The following is a 14287-nucleotide window of genomic DNA, read 5'->3' as shown; positions in this document are numbered from 1 at the left end:
AGATGTGTATAAGAGGCAGGCCCCCACATGGGGCGTACGGCGGCCTTCCTGCGCCGCTGTCGCGTCTCCCTCGGCCCCGACATGGCCCTGGCCAGCTCCACGGCCCGGGTCCGCTCGTCCACCGGCCGGTCACCGAGATGCGCGGGCCTCGCCGCCCGAAGCTCGTCAATGGGGTTCATGACCACTCCTCACTGAGGTTCCGCACGTGGGGCCTGGACGACGTCTGCGCTGCTCCGGGACGCCTGGCGGAGTCAGGGACCCCGCCGTCGGCGGGCCCGGCCTCCATCTCCTGCTTGAGCCGCTTGCGCGCCCGGTGCAGCCGCACCCGGTACGCCGCCGACGAGCACCCGATGACGTGGGCGGCCTCCTTGGGGGACAGCCCGTGCCACGCGACGAGGACGAGGATCTCCCGGTCGTCCTCCGGCAACGCGGCCAGCGCCCGCAGCACCCCCATCCGCTCGGTCACCAGATCGGCCACGTCCCCCTCGGTCCACGCCCGCAGCTCGGCCGCGAGCGCCTCCCTGCGGAGCTCCGCGCGCACGTTGTCCCGCAGCACGTTGCGGGCCACGCCGAGCAGCCATGGGAGCGCCGGCTCGGGCACGTCGTCGAGCCGGCGCCAGGCGATCGCGAACGTCTCGCTCACCACCTCGTCCGCGACCTGCCGTCCCGCGCGACTGACCACGTAGGCCCACACACGTTGCCGGCATTCGTCGTACATGCCGGTGAACCGGTGCGCATCATCCGTCACCGCCCAGCCCCTTCGTTCCGGATGCGTTCTTCTGACATCAGGAAGTGGTCCGAGCCCTCCCGTTGTTACACCCCGACCCGCACCGCGCGAACCGCGGCGGCCTGGGCTGGATGCTATCCGCCGTCCTCTGCCGCGCCGCCGGGCAGGAGGCGCCGGATCCACCATCGCGGGAAGAGCATTCCGCCCCACGGCCCGCTCTCGAGAAAAGCGGCCGCAGGGCGGAAGAATCAGGTCGCGCTAATAAGCCGATTTCGCCAGGAAAGCCGGATCAACCGTTGGCGCCGCTGTAGGTATAAGTTCCGTTGCCCCTGACGGTGATCAACGAATGCGGCTTGTAGGTGGAATAGCAGCCGTATTTGACGACGCACAACTCCACGATGCGCTGCAGATGCGACCACGACGAGGCAGCGGGGACCGCGCCGGCCTGATTGACCTGCAATCCCCGGACGTAGACCACGCTCTGGGAATCGGTGATGTAGTCGTACCGGTTCTGCCACCGCGTGACGCGGGCCCCGTCGCGGCAGTAGACGACCCTGTGGTGCCACACGTACAGCGTCGAGCCGAGCAGGCTCCTCTTCCGGTACCAGACGTCCACCCAGGCGCCGCAGATGGCGGAGGTCGTGGCCTCCTCCTTCTCGCTGGCGTCGACCCCCGTTTCCACGGGCGCCTTCGGGTCGGCCACCTGACCGGCGAGCTCGGGGTCGGACCGGATCAGGTCGAGATCCGCGTCGGTCCACGTGTCGTTCGCGACCCTGGAGAGTGCTTCCGCGATGGGGTCCTCCTGCGCCGCCGACGCTACGGTCGCACCGCCGAATAACACGGCGAGACTCAGGAGCAGAGTCAGCGAACATCGGACGAAAGCCCGTATGCGGCCGGCGGTTCCGAAGAAGCGACGGCGGGAGAGAGATTTCGACAGCACCGTTCATTCCTTTCTCGGTGACGGTGTTTCTCATCGCGTGGCCTAATCGAGCTCCACGCGACTGTCGATAATCTTCTGCTTCAGATCCGGAGCTTGACCAGATACGGCGACCGGGCATTCACCGGACATTTCCTCATGCCCGGGGTTTCGGTTACCCGCTCAGCACACCCCATCGCGCCGAAAGCACCGGCTCATTCTCCTGAGCCATGCAGGAGATTCGGCGCGTACGCCTCGACCGCTTCGAGCAGCTCCCGCCTGAACGGGTTCACCATCGCCCGGCCGGCCACCGTCACGGTGGGCACGGTCTCGTTCCCGTTCGCGACCGAGCGGACGAACGCGGCCGCGGCCGGATCCTTCCAGATGTTGACCTTGGTGTAGCGCACGGGGCGGGAATCAGTCGGCCCACCGGGTAACCGGGCAACGGGTGGGCGCGAGACGCCGAAGGCGTGGTCTGCGCCGCCAGGCGCCCAGAACAAAACAGCCTGAGGCCCAAAAGCGCGAAGCGCCCCGAGCGAAGACCTTTGCGCTCGGGGCGGGATTCAGCCGGCCCACCCGGTAACCGGGCAACGGGCGGGCCTACTTCGCGTTGGCCTTGAGGTAGTCGCTGTTCATCTGCGCGATCGTGTCCAGCGGAATCCCCTTCGGGCACACCGCCGTGCACTCCCCCGTGTTCGTGCAGCCGCCGAACCCCTCCGCGTCCATCTGGTCCACCATCGCCTTCGCGCGCGACAGGCGCTCGGGCTGGCCCTGCGGGAGCAGGCTCAGGTGGGTGATCTTGGCGGCGGTGAAGAGGGAGGCCGAGCCGTTCGGGCAGGCCGCCACGCACGCGCCGCAGCCGATGCACGTCGCCGCGTCGAAGGCCGAGTCCGCGTCCTCCTTGCGTACGGGGATGCTGTGGGCGTCGGGGGCCGAGCCGGCGGGGACCGAGACGAAACCGCCGGCCTGGATGATCCGGTCGAACGCGCTGCGGTCCACCACCAGGTCCTTGACCACGGGGAACGGCGCGGCCCGCCACGGCTCGATGGTGATCGTGGCGCCGTCCTCGAAGTGGCGCATGTGGAGCTGGCACGTCGTCGTCGCGCGCTGCTCGCCGTGCGCCACGCCGTTGATGACCATGCCGCACATGCCGCAGATGCCCTCGCGGCAGTCGTGGTCGAAGGCGATCGGGTCGTCGCCCTCCAGGATGAGGCGCTCGTTGAGGACGTCCAGCATCTCCAGGAACGACATGTCCGGGGACACGTCCTCCACCCGGTAGGTCACCATCTTCCCTGAGGAGGACGGGTCGCTCTGACGCCAGACCTTGAGGGTCAGGTTCACTTGTAGCTCCGCTGGGTCATCTTGACGTACTCGTACTCGAGCGCTTCCTTGTGCAGCACCGGCCCGTCGCCGGAGAACTCCCACGCCGAGACGTGCGCGAAGTTCTCGTCGTCGCGCAGGGCCTCGCCGTCGGCGTCCTGGGACTCGGCGCGGAAGTGGCCGCCGCAGGACTCCGTGCGCACCAGGGCGTCCAGGCACATGAGCTCGGCGAGGTCGAAGAAGTCGGCGACGCGCCCGGCCTTCTCCAGGACCTGGTTCAGCTCCTCGGGGGCGCCCGACACCTTGACGTTCTGCCAGAACTCCTCGCGCAGCTCGGGGATGCGCTCCAGCGCCTTGCGCAGGGACTCCTCGGTGCGCTCCATGCCGCAGTAGTCCCACATGAGCTTGCCCAGCTCGCGGTGGAAGGAGTCGGGGGTGCGGGTGCCGTTCACGGACATGAGCCGGTCGATCTTGGTCCGCACCTTGATCTCGGCCTCCGCCACGGCCTCCTCGTCGACGTCGCCGTACGGGCCGTTCGCGAGGTAGTCACCGATGGTGGTGGGAAGGACGAAATATCCGTCGGCGAGGCCCTGCATCAGCGCCGAGGCGCCGAGGCGGTTCGCGCCGTGGTCGGAGAAGTTCGCCTCGCCGATGACGAAGAGCCCGGGGATCGTCGACTGCAGGTCGTAGTCCACCCACAGGCCGCCCATCGTGTAGTGGACGGCCGGGTAGATGCGCATCGGCACGTCGTACGGGTTCTCGCCGGTGATGCGCTCGTACATCTCGAAGAGGTTGCCGTACTTCTTCTCCACGGCGTCGCGCCCGAGCCGGCCGATGGCGTCGCGGAAGTCCAGGTACACGCCCAGCCCGCCGGGGCCCACGCCACGGCCCTCGTCGCAGACGTTCTTGGCGGCGCGGGAGGCGATGTCCCGGGGGACGAGGTTGCCGAATGCGGGGTAGATCCGCTCCAGGTAGTAGTCGCGCTCCTCCTCGGGGATGTCCCCGGGGGCGCGGGTGTCGTTCTTGAGCAGCGGCACCCAGACGCGGCCGTCGTTACGCAGCGACTCCGACATCAGCGTCAGCTTCGACTGGTACTCGCCCGACACCGGGATGCAGGTGGGGTGGATCTGCGTGTAGCAGGGGTTGGCGAAGTACGCGCCGCGCTCGTGCGCCCGCCAGATCGCCGTGGTGTTGCAGCCCTTGGCGTTCGTGGACAGGAAGAACACGTTTCCGTAGCCGCCCGTGGCCAGCACCACGGCGTCGGCGAGGTGGCGCTCGATCTCGCCCGTCACCATGTCGCGGACGATGACGCCGCGCGCCCGCCCGTCGGAGATGATCAGGTCGAGCATCTCGTGCCGGGTGTGCATCTCCACGGTCCCGGCCGCGATCTGCCGCTCCAGCGCCTGGTACGCCCCCAGCAGCAACTGCTGCCCCGTCTGGCCCCGGGCGTAGAACGTGCGCGAGACCTGGGCGCCGCCGAACGAGCGCGTGTCGAGCAGGCCTCCGTACTCGCGGGCGAACGGCACACCCTGCGCCACGGCCTGGTCGATGATGTTCACCGAGACCTGGGCCAGGCGGTAGACGTTCGACTCGCGGGCGCGGAAATCGCCGCCCTTCACCGTGTCGTAGAAGAGGCGGTAGATGCTGTCGCCGTCGCCGCGGTAGTTCTTCGCGGCGTTGATCCCGCCCTGGGCGGCGATGGAGTGCGCGCGGCGCGGCGTGTCCTGGTAGCAGAAGGACTTGACGTTGTAGCCCAGCTCGCCCAGCGTCGCGGCGGCGGACCCGCCGGCCAGGCCGGTGCCGACCACGATCACGTTGAGCTTGCGCTTGTTGGCCGGGTTGACGAGCTTCGCCCCGAACTTGCGCTTCTCCCACCGCTCCTCGATGGGACCGGCAGGCGCCTTCTCGTCCCGGATCTCCGAGCCTTCGGTGTACTTCACTTCACAACTCCGAACGTGATCGCAAGAGGCGGCGCGAGGAACCCGATGACCAGGACCGCCGAGACCAGGCCGGCACCGGCCTTCAGTGCCTTGTAGCGGGTGCGGTTGGCCCAGCCGAGCGTCTGGAAGGCGCTCCAGATCCCGTGCCGCAGGTGCAGGCCGACCATGACGACGGCCACGAGGTAGATGAGCGTGACCCACCACCGGGACGCGTCGAAGCCGGCGATCATCCGGTCGGCGGGGGCGGAGTCGAAGCCCTTGGGGTTCACGACGCCGAAGGTGAGGTCGAGCAGGTGCCAGATCACGAAGAGCAGGATCGTCAGGCCGCCGAACCGCATGATGTGCGTCGTGTAGCCACTGGCCTGCGACTTCTTGGCCACGTACTTCACCGGCCTGGCCTTGCCCGCGCGGCGGGCCAGCGAGATCGCGGCCCACATGTGCAGGACGACGGAGGCGACGAGCCCGATCTCCAGGATCGTCAGGACCGTGCGGTAGGGCGCGATCGGCTCGAGCAGCGTGCGCAGCGCGTGGGCGTACTCGTTGAAGGAGTCGCGGCCGAAGAAGATCTTGAGGTTCCCCAGCATGTGGAGGACCAGGAAGAGCACCATCACGGCCCCGGTGACGGCCATGACGACTTTCTTGCCGTTCGACGAGCCCAGGAACCCGCTGGACCTCTTGCGCGTTGGAGCGTTCTTGGGAGCGGTAACAGGCGCGGTAGCGGACCCGCGTTCTATCGTGGCAGTCACGTCTTGAGAAGCTACGTAACCTGGGATGATCCGTCCAAGTCATCATCGATCTGGTTTCGATAGCCATGGGCTATGATTCCTTGGTTTGTACGGTCCGCCGGAGCACGGCGGCCCGGCGGGTGCGAGGAATATCACATGCAGTTGCAGCAGCTCGCGTACTTCGTGGCGGTGGCGGAGGCCAGGCATTTCACTCAGGCGGCCGAGCGCATGCGGGTCGCCCAGCCCTCCCTCAGCAAGCAGATCAAGGCCCTGGAGACCGATCTCGGCGCCCCGCTGTTCTCCCGCGCGCGCGGGAACGTCACGCTGACCCCCGCGGGCGAGGCGCTGCTGCCGCTGGCCCGCCGGATCCTGGCCGACGCCGACACCGCCAGGCAGGAGGTGGCCCAGCTCGCGGGGCTGCGCCGGGGCCGCGTGCGCCTTGGCGCCACGCCCTCCCTCTGCGCCGGGCTGCTGGCCGACGCGCTGGCCCGTTTCCACCGCGCGTACCCGGGGATCGAGCTGCTGGTCGAGGAGGGCGGCTCGCGCGACCTGGTCCGGGCGCTGGCCAGGGGGCAGCTCGACCTGTCGCTGATCATCATGCCGCTGCAGAGCGACGACCCCTCCCTGGTGACCGAGGAGATCCTGCGGGAGAACCTCGTGGTCGTCGCGCCATCCCACGAGCAGGTGCGCGGGCCGTACCTGGAGATCGGGGACCTGCGCGGCCGGCCGATGGTGATGTTCAGGCGCGGCTACGACCTGCGGGAGGCGACGCTGGCGGCGTGCCGGCAGGCCGGGTTCGAGCCCCGGTTCGCGGTGCAGGGCGGGGAGATGGACGCGGTCCTGCGGTTCGTGGAGGCGGGGCTGGGGGTGGCCGTGGTGCCCTCGATGGTGCTCGACGGGCGTCCGGGGCTGTCCGGCACGCCGCTGGCGCCACCCGGGCTGAGCAGGACGATCGCGCTGGCCCACCGCAAGGACGTCGAGCTCACCAGGGCGGCCCAGGCGTTCAGGGAGATCCTGCTGTCCTTCGTGGTGGAAGCCGGGCACGAAGGCACGCTTCCGCAAGGGGTCGAGCTCATCGCAGAATGAGCAGCAACGGTCCGACTCTCCGGTGAGGCGTGTGTGACGGCAAATCTTTCCGAAACGCTGACGCTGTTACTCATCGAGGACGATGACGGCGACGCCTTCCTCGTCGAGGAGCTGCTCGACGAGGCCGAGGCACCACCGAGGATCTTCCGGGCGCGGAGCCTGCAGGAGGCCAAGACCAAGCTGACCTCCAGGATCCAGTGCGTGCTCGTCGATCTCTCGCTCCCGGACGCCAGCCGGCTGGAGGCGCTGGAGGAGGTGCTGGGGCTGGCGCCGCACGCGGCCGTGCTGGTGCTCACCGGCCTCAGGGACGTGCACGTGGGCGTCGCCGCCGTCCAGGCCGGTGCCCAGGACTACCTGGTCAAACAGGACATCGACGCGCGGCTGCTGGCCAGGTCCATCCGGTACGCGATGGAGCGCAAGCGGGCCGACCTGGCCCAGCTCAGGCTCGTGCAGGCGGAGCTGACCGCCAAGGAGAACGCCCGGCTGCAGAGCGGCCTGCTGCCCGTCAAGCTGCTGCACACCAGCGAGATCGACCACACCACGCGATACCTGCCGGGCAGCGGCGGGACCCTGGCCGGCGACTTCCTCGACACGGTGCAGACGCCGGACGGCGCGGTGCACATCGTGGTCGGCGACGTCTGCGGGCACGGGCCGGACGAGGCCGCGCTGGGCGTGGCGCTGCGCATCGCCTGGCGCACGCTGGTGCTGGCCGGGCAGACCGGCGACACGCTGCTGCGCACGCTCGACGCCCTGCTGCGCGCGGAGCGCAAGGCCCCCGAGATCTTCACCACGCTCTGCATGGCCACGATCGCCCCCGACCTGCGCCACGCCACCTTGCGCGTGGTCGGCCACCCGCCGCCGGTGCTGGTGCGCGACGGCGCCGTCGAGGTGGTCGCCGGCGGCCCGTCCGGCCCGCCGCTCGGGATCTTCCCCGATGTCGAATGGTCGGTGATCGAGGTGTCGCTGGGCGACAAATGGTCCATGATGCTCTACACCGACGGCCTGATCGAGGCGGCCGTGGGCGAGCGCAACGAGCTGCTCGGCGTGGACGGCCTGCTCGACCTCGTCCGCGAGCACGGCGCGATCGACCTCGACCGGCTGATCACGCATGTGGGCACCCTGAGCGACGATCTGGCCGTGGTCCTGGTCAGCAGGAGGAAAGCATGAGCATTCACCCGCTGCCCCCTCCCAGGGAGCCGACGGGGCTGGGCAGGCTGCCGGCCGCCCGCTGGTTCCTGTTCATCGGGGCGGTGGCCGGCGTCGCGTTCGTCACCGGGGTCGTGGTCATCATGGTCCTGCTCTCGGGGGCCTTCGATCTGAACCCTCGGCCCGAGGTGACCGCGCAGCTCCAGGAGCTGAACGTGGCGCTGATCGTGCTGTTCGCGGTGCTGCTCGCCTGCGGCGTCGGGCTCGCGCTCATCGTCCGCCACGCCGTGCTGAAGCCCGTCGCCCAGCTCACCGAGCAGGTGCGTACGGTCGCCGGCGGCGACTTCGACCACGCCCTGCACGTCGACCGGCCCGCGGAGCTGGCGGAGCTGTCCAGCCACATCGACTCCATGCGCGCGCGGATCGTCTCGGCCTGGCGGGTCGCCTCCGACCAGGCCGAGGAGCTGCGCAGGTCGAACGGCGAGCTGGAGCAGTTCGCGTACGTGGCCAGCCACGACCTGCAGGAGCCGCTGCGCAAGGTCGCCAGCTTCACGCAGATGCTGGAGCAGCGCTACGGCCCCCAGCTGGACGAGCGGGCCAAGCAGTACATCTACTACGCGGTGGACGGCGCCAAGCGCATGCAACTGCTGATCAACGACCTGCTCGACTTCTCCAGGGTCGGCCGGGTCACCGGCGAGAAGACCGTCGTCGAGTCGGGCGCGGCCCTGGACACCGCCTTGGAGAACCTCTCGGCCACGATCGAGGACACCGGGGCCGTCATCACCAGGGACGACCTGCCCGCCGTCACCGGCAACCGGCTGCAGCTCACCCAGCTCTTCCAGAATCTGATCGAGAACGCCGTCAAGTTCCGCTCGGACGAGGCGCCGCGCATCCACATTGGGGCGGTGCGTTCCGGCGCCATGTGGGAGCTCAGCTGCGCGGACAACGGCATCGGGGTCGAGCCGAAGTACGCCGACCGCATCTTCCTCATCTTCCAGCGGCTCCACGCCCGCGACGTCTATCCGGGCACCGGCATCGGCCTGGCCCTCTGCCGCAAGATCGTCGAATATCACGGCGGCACGCTGTGGCTCGACGGCGACGCGGCGGGCCGGGGCGCGACTTTCCGTTGGACGCTACCCCCGGCAGGAGACGACGATGACTGAATGGCGCCCGATCGAGGTGCTCCTGGTGGAGGACGACCAGGGCGACATCCTGCTCACCAAGGAGGCCTTCGACCTCAACAAGGTGCGCAACCGGCTGCACGTGGTGAATGACGGCGAGCAGGCGATGGCCTTCCTGCGGCAGGAGGAGTCCTACGCCGGCGTGCCGCGCCCCGACCTCATCCTGCTCGACCTCAATCTGCCCAGGATGGGCGGCATGGAGGTGCTGGCCGAGGTCAAGGCCGACGCCGTGTTACGGACGATCCCCGTGGTGATCCTGACGACGTCGGAGGCGGAGGAGGACATCCTGCACAGCTACCGGTTGCACGCCAACGCATACGTCGCAAAACCGGTGGATTTTGAGCAATTTATCCGTGTTGTCCGTCAAATAGATGATTTCTTTGTGACAGTTGTGAAGCTGCCGGTCCAGGGGCAGCGCCTCTGACGGGCATACGTGACAGGAATCACAGCGGGTCATCGAAAAAGTGAGTGACCCCGCTCACAAATCTCCATGCGGTCGTCGTAACGTATCCCCCACCAATGCGCGCCTGAGCGGATGCAAGCCGTACGCGCGCCCAGCGAAACGAAAGCCACGGACCCCCTGCGCGACGGGTCCGCGGGAGGTGGAGAGGTCCGCGATGACCCAGACGACGCCCGACGCTCCGGTCAGAAGGCAGCGTGCGCAAGTCAAAGTGCGCACCCTGCGCACAGACAGATGGTGGCTGGTCCCGCTACTGACGTTCCTCGGGCTCAGCTCGTTCCTCGTCTACGGTGTATGGGCCATCATCGACAACAGCTACTTCGTCGATCCGTACATAGCCCCGTTCTCGTCACCCTGTCTGAGCACGTCGTGTCCCGAGGGCGCGCGGCTGTTCGGCTGGGCGCCGATCGGTGACTGGTGGACCTTGCCACCGGGCCTGCTGATCCTCGGCCTGCCCGGCGGGTTCCGGCTGACCTGCTATTACTACCGCAAGTCGTACTATCGCTCGTTCTGGCTCTCGCCGCCGGCCTGCGCCGTCCAGGAGCCGCACGGCAAGTACACCGGCGAGCGGCGCTTCCCGCTGATCCTGCAGAACGTCCACAGGTACTTCTTCTACGCGGCCATCGTGATCGGCCTCGTCCTGGCCTACGACGCCGTCCTGGCACTCATCCACAAGCCGGACGGCCTGGGCACCTGGATCCTGATACTCAACGCCGTCCTGATCAACGCCTACACGCTGTCGTGCCACTCCTGCAGGCACATCACCGCGGGCAGGCTCAACCACTTCTCCCGTCACCCGCTGCGGTATCGGGCCTGGACGTTCGTGTCCAAGCTCAACGCCAAGCACCAACCCCTCGCGTGGGCCTCGATGTTCTCCGTCATGGGCGCCGACCTGTACGTCCGCCTGGTGGCCAAGGGCCTCATCGCCTTCCCGTACGCGTAAGGACCAGCTTCAGTGGAAAACTCGCTTAACACAGAGCGTCACGAGTACGACGTCGTCGTCATCGGCGCGGGCGGCGCCGGTCTGCGTGCCGCGATCGAGGCCCGCCAGCAGGGCAAGAGGACGGCGATCGTCTGCAAGTCGCTGTTCGGCAAGGCGCACACGGTCATGGCCGAGGGCGGTGCCGCCGCCGCGATGGGCAACGTCAATTCCGACGACAACTGGATGGTGCACTTCCGTGACACCATGCGGGGCGGCAAGTTCCTCAACAACTGGCGGATGGCCGAGCTGCACGCCAAGGAGGCGCCGGACCGCGTCTGGGAGCTGGAGGCCTGGGGCGCGCTCTTCGACCGCACCAAGGACGGCAAGATCAGCCAGCGGAACTTCGGCGGGCACGAATACCCGCGCCTCGCACACGTGGGCGACCGTACCGGGCTGGAGCTGATCCGCACGCTGCAGCAGCGCGTCGTCGCGCTCCAGCAGGAGGACTACGAGACGCACGGCGACTACGAGGCCTACATCAAGGTCTTCGCCGAGTGCACGGTCACGCGGCTGCTCAAGGACGGCGACGCGATCTCCGGCGCGTTCGGCTACTGGCGCGAGACGGGCAACTTCGTGCTCTTCGACGCGCCGGCCGTGGTCCTCGCCACCGGCGGCATCGGCAAGTCGTACGTCGTCACCTCCAACTCCTGGGAGTACACCGGCGACGGCCACGCCCTGGCCCTCCTCGCCGGCGCGAACCTGATCAACATGGAGTTCATCCAGTTCCACCCCACGGGGATGGTCTGGCCGCCGTCCGTGCGCGGCATCCTCGTCACCGAGTCCGTACGGGGCGACGGCGGCGTGCTGCGCAACTCCGAGGGCAAGCGCTTCATGTTCGACTACATCCCCGAGGTGTTCAAGGACAAGTACGCGACCACCGAGGAGGAGGGCGACCGCTGGTACACCGACCAGGCCAACAACCGGCGCCCGCCGGAGCTGCTGCCGCGTGACGAGGTGGCCCGCGCGATCAACGCCGAGGTGAAGGCCGGTCGCGGCTCACCCCAAGGCGGCGTCTTCCTCGACGTCTCCACCCGGCTGCCCGCCGAGGAGATCAAGAAGCGGCTGCCGTCGATGCACCACCAGTTCAAGGAGCTGGCCGACGTCGACATCACCGCCGAGCCCATGCAGGTGGGCCCGACCTGCCACTACATCATGGGCGGCGTCGAGGTGGACGCCGACACCGGCGCGGCGGCGGTCCCCGGGCTGTTCGCGGCCGGCGAGGTCTCCGGCGGCATGCACGGCTCCAACCGGCTGGGCGGCAACTCGCTGTCCGACCTGCTGGTGTTCGGGCGCCGGGCCGGCGCGGGCGCGGCGGCGTACATCGACGGGCTGGCCGCCCGGCCCAAGGTCAAGGCGGAGCTCGTCGAGGAGGCCCGCGAGGAGGCCCTGGCGCCGCTGGGCCGCAGCGGCGAGAACCCCTATGAGGTCCACCACGAGCTCCAGCGGACCATGAACGAGCTGGTCGGCATCATCCGCAAGGCCGAGGAGGTCTCGGAGGCCCTGGGGGTCGTGGAGAAGCTCAGGGAGCGCGTCCAGCTCGTCGGGGCGGCCGGCTCCCGCATCTACAACCCCGGCTGGCACCTCGCGATCGACCTGCGCAACATGGTGCTGGTGTCGGAGTGCGTGGCCAAGGCCGCGCTGCTGCGCGAGGAGAGCCGCGGCGGTCACACCCGCGACGACTTCCCGGGGATGAACCCTGACTGGCGCCGCAAGCTGCTCGTCTGCTCCACCGAGGACGGTTCCGCCGTCAAGGTCGAGGAGAGGATCCAGCCGTCCATGCGGGACGACCTGATCACCCTTTTCGACAGGGACGAGCTGAAGAAGTACCTCACCGACGAAGAGATGGCCGAGTTCGACGGGATAGCGAAGTCATGAGCTACAAGGCAAAGTTCAAGGTCTGGCGGGGTGAGGGCGGCGAGGGCAAGCTCGAGGACTTCACCGTCGAGGTGAACGAGGGCGAGGTCGTCCTCGACATCATCCACCGGCTCCAGGCCACCCAGGCGCCCGACCTCGCCGTGCGTTGGAACTGCAAGGCCGGCAAGTGCGGCTCGTGCAGCATGGAGATCAACGGCAAGCCGCGGCTGGGCTGCATGACCCGCATGTCCACCTTCGAGGAGGACGAGACCATCACGGTCACGCCGATGCGGACGTTCCCGGTCATCAAGGACCTCGTCACCGACGTGAGCTACAACTACCAGAAGGCCCGGGAAGTCCCGTCCTTCACGCCGCCGGCCGGCGTGCGGCCCGGCGAATACCGGATGAAGCAGGTCGATGTCGAGCGCTCGCAGGAGTTCCGCAAGTGCATCGAGTGCTTCATGTGCAACAACGTCTGTCACGTGATCCGCGACCACGAGGAGAACAAGTCCAACTTCTCCGGTCCGCGCTTCCTCATGCGGATCGCCGAGCTGGACATGCACCCGTACGACGTGGCGGACCGGCAGGAGGCGGCCCAGGAGGAGCACGGGCTCGGCTACTGCAACATCACCAAGTGCTGCACCGAGGTCTGCCCCGAGCACATCAAGATCACCGACAACGCGCTGATCCCGATGAAGGAGCGCGTGGTGGACCGGAAGTACGACCCGCTGGTGTGGCTCGGCAACAAGATCTTCAAGCGCGCCAAGTAGGCCGCTGAACGAGGAAGCCGGGGCCCGGTCAGGGCCCCGGCTTTCGTGTTGCCACTCGAAACTCGCGCCGCCTGATCGGCGGGCGGCACTCGCTGGAAACTCGCGCCGTCAACCCGGCCCGCGTCACTTGCTCGAACCCCGCCTTGCCTACCCGGCTCGCCGCGTCACTTGGACCGGCCCCAGCGCTTGCGCTTGGGGTCCGGCATCTCCTTCGTGGGCTCCAGCGGCTCCTGCTGCTCCTGGCCCGGCGGCGGCTGCTCCTGCGGCGGCGGGAGCGGCTGGACGGCCGTTACGTCCTCGTCCGGCGGCAGGTAGGGCGGCGGCTCGTAGTCGCGCGCGGCGGCCGGCTCGAACAGCGACGGCCCCGTCGCCCAGGGCTCCGAGTCACCTGGCTCCGCCGCCGACGCGGGGCCGAGCGGGCGCTCCTGGCCGTCGTCCTCGTACGGGCTCGCGCCGCCCGGCGGGATGTCCGACGGCGGCGGGACCGCCGGGACCAGCGGCTCGAACGGGTCGCGGTACTCGCTCTGCCGCGGCGGCTCGTGACTGTAGGAGTCGAACTCGTCCGGGTGCAGCACCACGGGCTCCTGCGCGGCGGCCGTCGGCGGCTCCTGCGGGTAGCCCTGGTGCGGGTAGGGGTGCCCGGGGTCCTGGTAGCCGCCGTACTGGGGCTGGCCGGTCGGATAGGTCTGCACCGGCACGAAGCTGATGATCGGCGCGTACGCCGTGCCGCCCGGATATCCGGGGGCCGGGAAGCCCGCCGTGGCGTAGCCGGGCCCCGAGGGGTAACCGCCGCCCGGCGGCATGGCCGCGCCACCCATCTGGCCGGCCATCTGGGGCCCTGCCTTGCGCACGGCCGCCGCGTGAGCCATCCGGCGCAGCCGGCCCTCGAAGATCAGCACGGCGAAGAGCGCGAGCAGGACCAGCACCAGGGCCGGGATGCTGAGCTTCTGCGTCAGAGTCCGCTGGTCGAACTCCGGCGCCGCGTTACGCAGCTCCAGCGGCACCGGCTCGGAGGAGGTGGGCTGCGTGTCGCTCGGCAGCGGGGCGGGGGTCGTCTCGGTCGGCGCGATGGCCGGCATCTCGACGGACGGCTCCGTGGTGGGCGTCACCGACGGGGCGGGCACCTCGACGCTCTGCGTGGGCAGCGGCTGGAGGTTCTGGGTGGGGGTGTTCTGCGGGG

The 14287-nt window shown here is 68.9% G+C and carries 13 protein-coding genes and 1 pseudogene; 7 read left to right on the top strand and 7 right to left on the bottom strand.

Features of this window, described 5'->3' with window-relative positions; all coding sequences use genetic code 11:
* Positions 1-175 precede the first annotated feature (175 nt).
* From ETD85_RS51295 to ETD85_RS51270, 6 genes are all read right to left on the bottom strand, one after another.
* On the bottom strand, positions 176-748 hold the full coding sequence (locus ETD85_RS51295; protein WP_240779976.1) for an RNA polymerase sigma factor: 573 nt from the start codon (positions 746-748) through the stop codon (positions 176-178).
* 268 nt (positions 749-1016) lie between these two features.
* Complete coding sequence (locus ETD85_RS51290) at positions 1017-1667, bottom strand: hypothetical protein (RefSeq protein ID WP_138697138.1); 651 nt, start codon at positions 1665-1667, stop codon at positions 1017-1019.
* Between the two features lie 191 nt (positions 1668-1858).
* On the bottom strand, positions 1859-2050 hold the full coding sequence (locus ETD85_RS51285) for a thioredoxin domain-containing protein (RefSeq protein WP_206059405.1): 192 nt from the start codon (positions 2048-2050) through the stop codon (positions 1859-1861).
* A 193-nt stretch (positions 2051-2243) separates the two neighbouring features.
* On the bottom strand, positions 2244-2984 hold the full coding sequence (locus ETD85_RS51280; protein ID WP_138697137.1) for a succinate dehydrogenase/fumarate reductase iron-sulfur subunit: 741 nt from the start codon (positions 2982-2984) through the stop codon (positions 2244-2246).
* The gene (locus ETD85_RS51275; RefSeq protein ID WP_138697136.1) at positions 2981-4903 is read right to left on the bottom strand and encodes a fumarate reductase/succinate dehydrogenase flavoprotein subunit; all 1923 of its coding nucleotides are present in this window, start codon (positions 4901-4903) and stop codon (positions 2981-2983) included. Before ETD85_RS51275 ends, ETD85_RS51280 begins: the two co-directional genes overlap by 4 nt.
* Positions 4900-5532 (bottom strand): succinate dehydrogenase cytochrome b subunit, encoded by a 633-nt coding sequence (locus ETD85_RS51270; RefSeq protein WP_240779975.1) that lies wholly within the window; start codon positions 5530-5532, stop codon positions 4900-4902. Before ETD85_RS51270 ends, ETD85_RS51275 begins: the two co-directional genes overlap by 4 nt.
* Before the next feature lie 252 nt (positions 5533-5784).
* On the opposite strand from ETD85_RS51270, the gene ETD85_RS51265 reads away from it, so the two are divergent.
* From ETD85_RS51265 to ETD85_RS51235, 7 genes are all read left to right on the top strand, one after another.
* Positions 5785-6714, top strand: coding sequence for a LysR family transcriptional regulator (locus ETD85_RS51265; protein ID WP_138697134.1), 930 nt, complete (start codon positions 5785-5787; stop codon positions 6712-6714).
* Positions 6715-6747: 33 nt separating this feature from the next.
* On the top strand, positions 6748-7881 hold the full coding sequence (locus ETD85_RS51260) for a PP2C family protein-serine/threonine phosphatase (RefSeq protein WP_138697133.1): 1134 nt from the start codon (positions 6748-6750) through the stop codon (positions 7879-7881).
* Positions 7878-9023: a sensor histidine kinase gene (locus ETD85_RS51255; protein WP_138697132.1), complete on the top strand. Its 1146-nt coding sequence runs from the start codon at positions 7878-7880 to the stop codon at positions 9021-9023. Before ETD85_RS51260 ends, ETD85_RS51255 begins: the two co-directional genes overlap by 4 nt.
* Positions 9016-9465: a response regulator gene (locus tag ETD85_RS51250; RefSeq protein WP_138697131.1), complete on the top strand. Its 450-nt coding sequence runs from the start codon at positions 9016-9018 to the stop codon at positions 9463-9465. Before ETD85_RS51255 ends, ETD85_RS51250 begins: the two co-directional genes overlap by 8 nt.
* A 193-nt stretch (positions 9466-9658) precedes the next feature.
* A complete protein-coding gene (locus tag ETD85_RS51245; RefSeq protein WP_138697130.1) occupies positions 9659-10444 on the top strand; it encodes a hypothetical protein in 786 nt (261 codons plus the stop codon).
* Between the two features lie 12 nt (positions 10445-10456).
* Entirely contained in the window at positions 10457-12358 is a 1902-nt protein-coding gene (locus ETD85_RS51240) for a fumarate reductase/succinate dehydrogenase flavoprotein subunit (RefSeq protein ID WP_138697129.1), read from the top strand.
* Positions 12355-13107 (top strand): succinate dehydrogenase/fumarate reductase iron-sulfur subunit, encoded by a 753-nt coding sequence (locus ETD85_RS51235; RefSeq protein WP_138697128.1) that lies wholly within the window; start codon positions 12355-12357, stop codon positions 13105-13107. Before ETD85_RS51240 ends, ETD85_RS51235 begins: the two co-directional genes overlap by 4 nt.
* Positions 13108-13271: 164 nt before the next feature.
* On the opposite strand, the pseudogene ETD85_RS63925 reads toward ETD85_RS51235, so the two are convergent.
* Positions 13272-14287: pseudogene (locus tag ETD85_RS63925) on the bottom strand (hypothetical protein); the annotation flags it as partial.

This window comes from Nonomuraea zeae (assembly GCF_005889725.1).
Taxonomy (GTDB): Bacteria; Actinomycetota; Actinomycetes; order Streptosporangiales; family Streptosporangiaceae; genus Nonomuraea; species Nonomuraea zeae.
Note: the sequence above shows the minus strand (reverse complement) of the source record. Positions and strands in the feature narration are given on the sequence as shown.

Bases quoted from the DNA above. Each gene is read 5' to 3' on its own strand.
- ETD85_RS51270 (WP_240779975.1), bottom strand. From the start codon at position 5,532: ATGGCCGTCACCGGGGCCGTGATGGTGCTCTTCCTGGTCCTCCACATG.
- ETD85_RS51265 (WP_138697134.1), top strand. From the start codon at position 5,785: ATGCAGTTGCAGCAGCTCGCGTACTTCGTGGCGGTGGCGGAGGCCAGG.
- ETD85_RS51255 (WP_138697132.1), top strand. From the start codon at position 7,878: ATGAGCATTCACCCGCTGCCCCCTCCCAGGGAGCCGACGGGGCTGGGC.
- ETD85_RS51250 (WP_138697131.1), top strand. From the start codon at position 9,016: ATGACTGAATGGCGCCCGATCGAGGTGCTCCTGGTGGAGGACGACCAG.
- ETD85_RS51245 (WP_138697130.1), top strand. From the start codon at position 9,659: ATGACCCAGACGACGCCCGACGCTCCGGTCAGAAGGCAGCGTGCGCAA.
- ETD85_RS51235 (WP_138697128.1), top strand. From the start codon at position 12,355: ATGAGCTACAAGGCAAAGTTCAAGGTCTGGCGGGGTGAGGGCGGCGAG.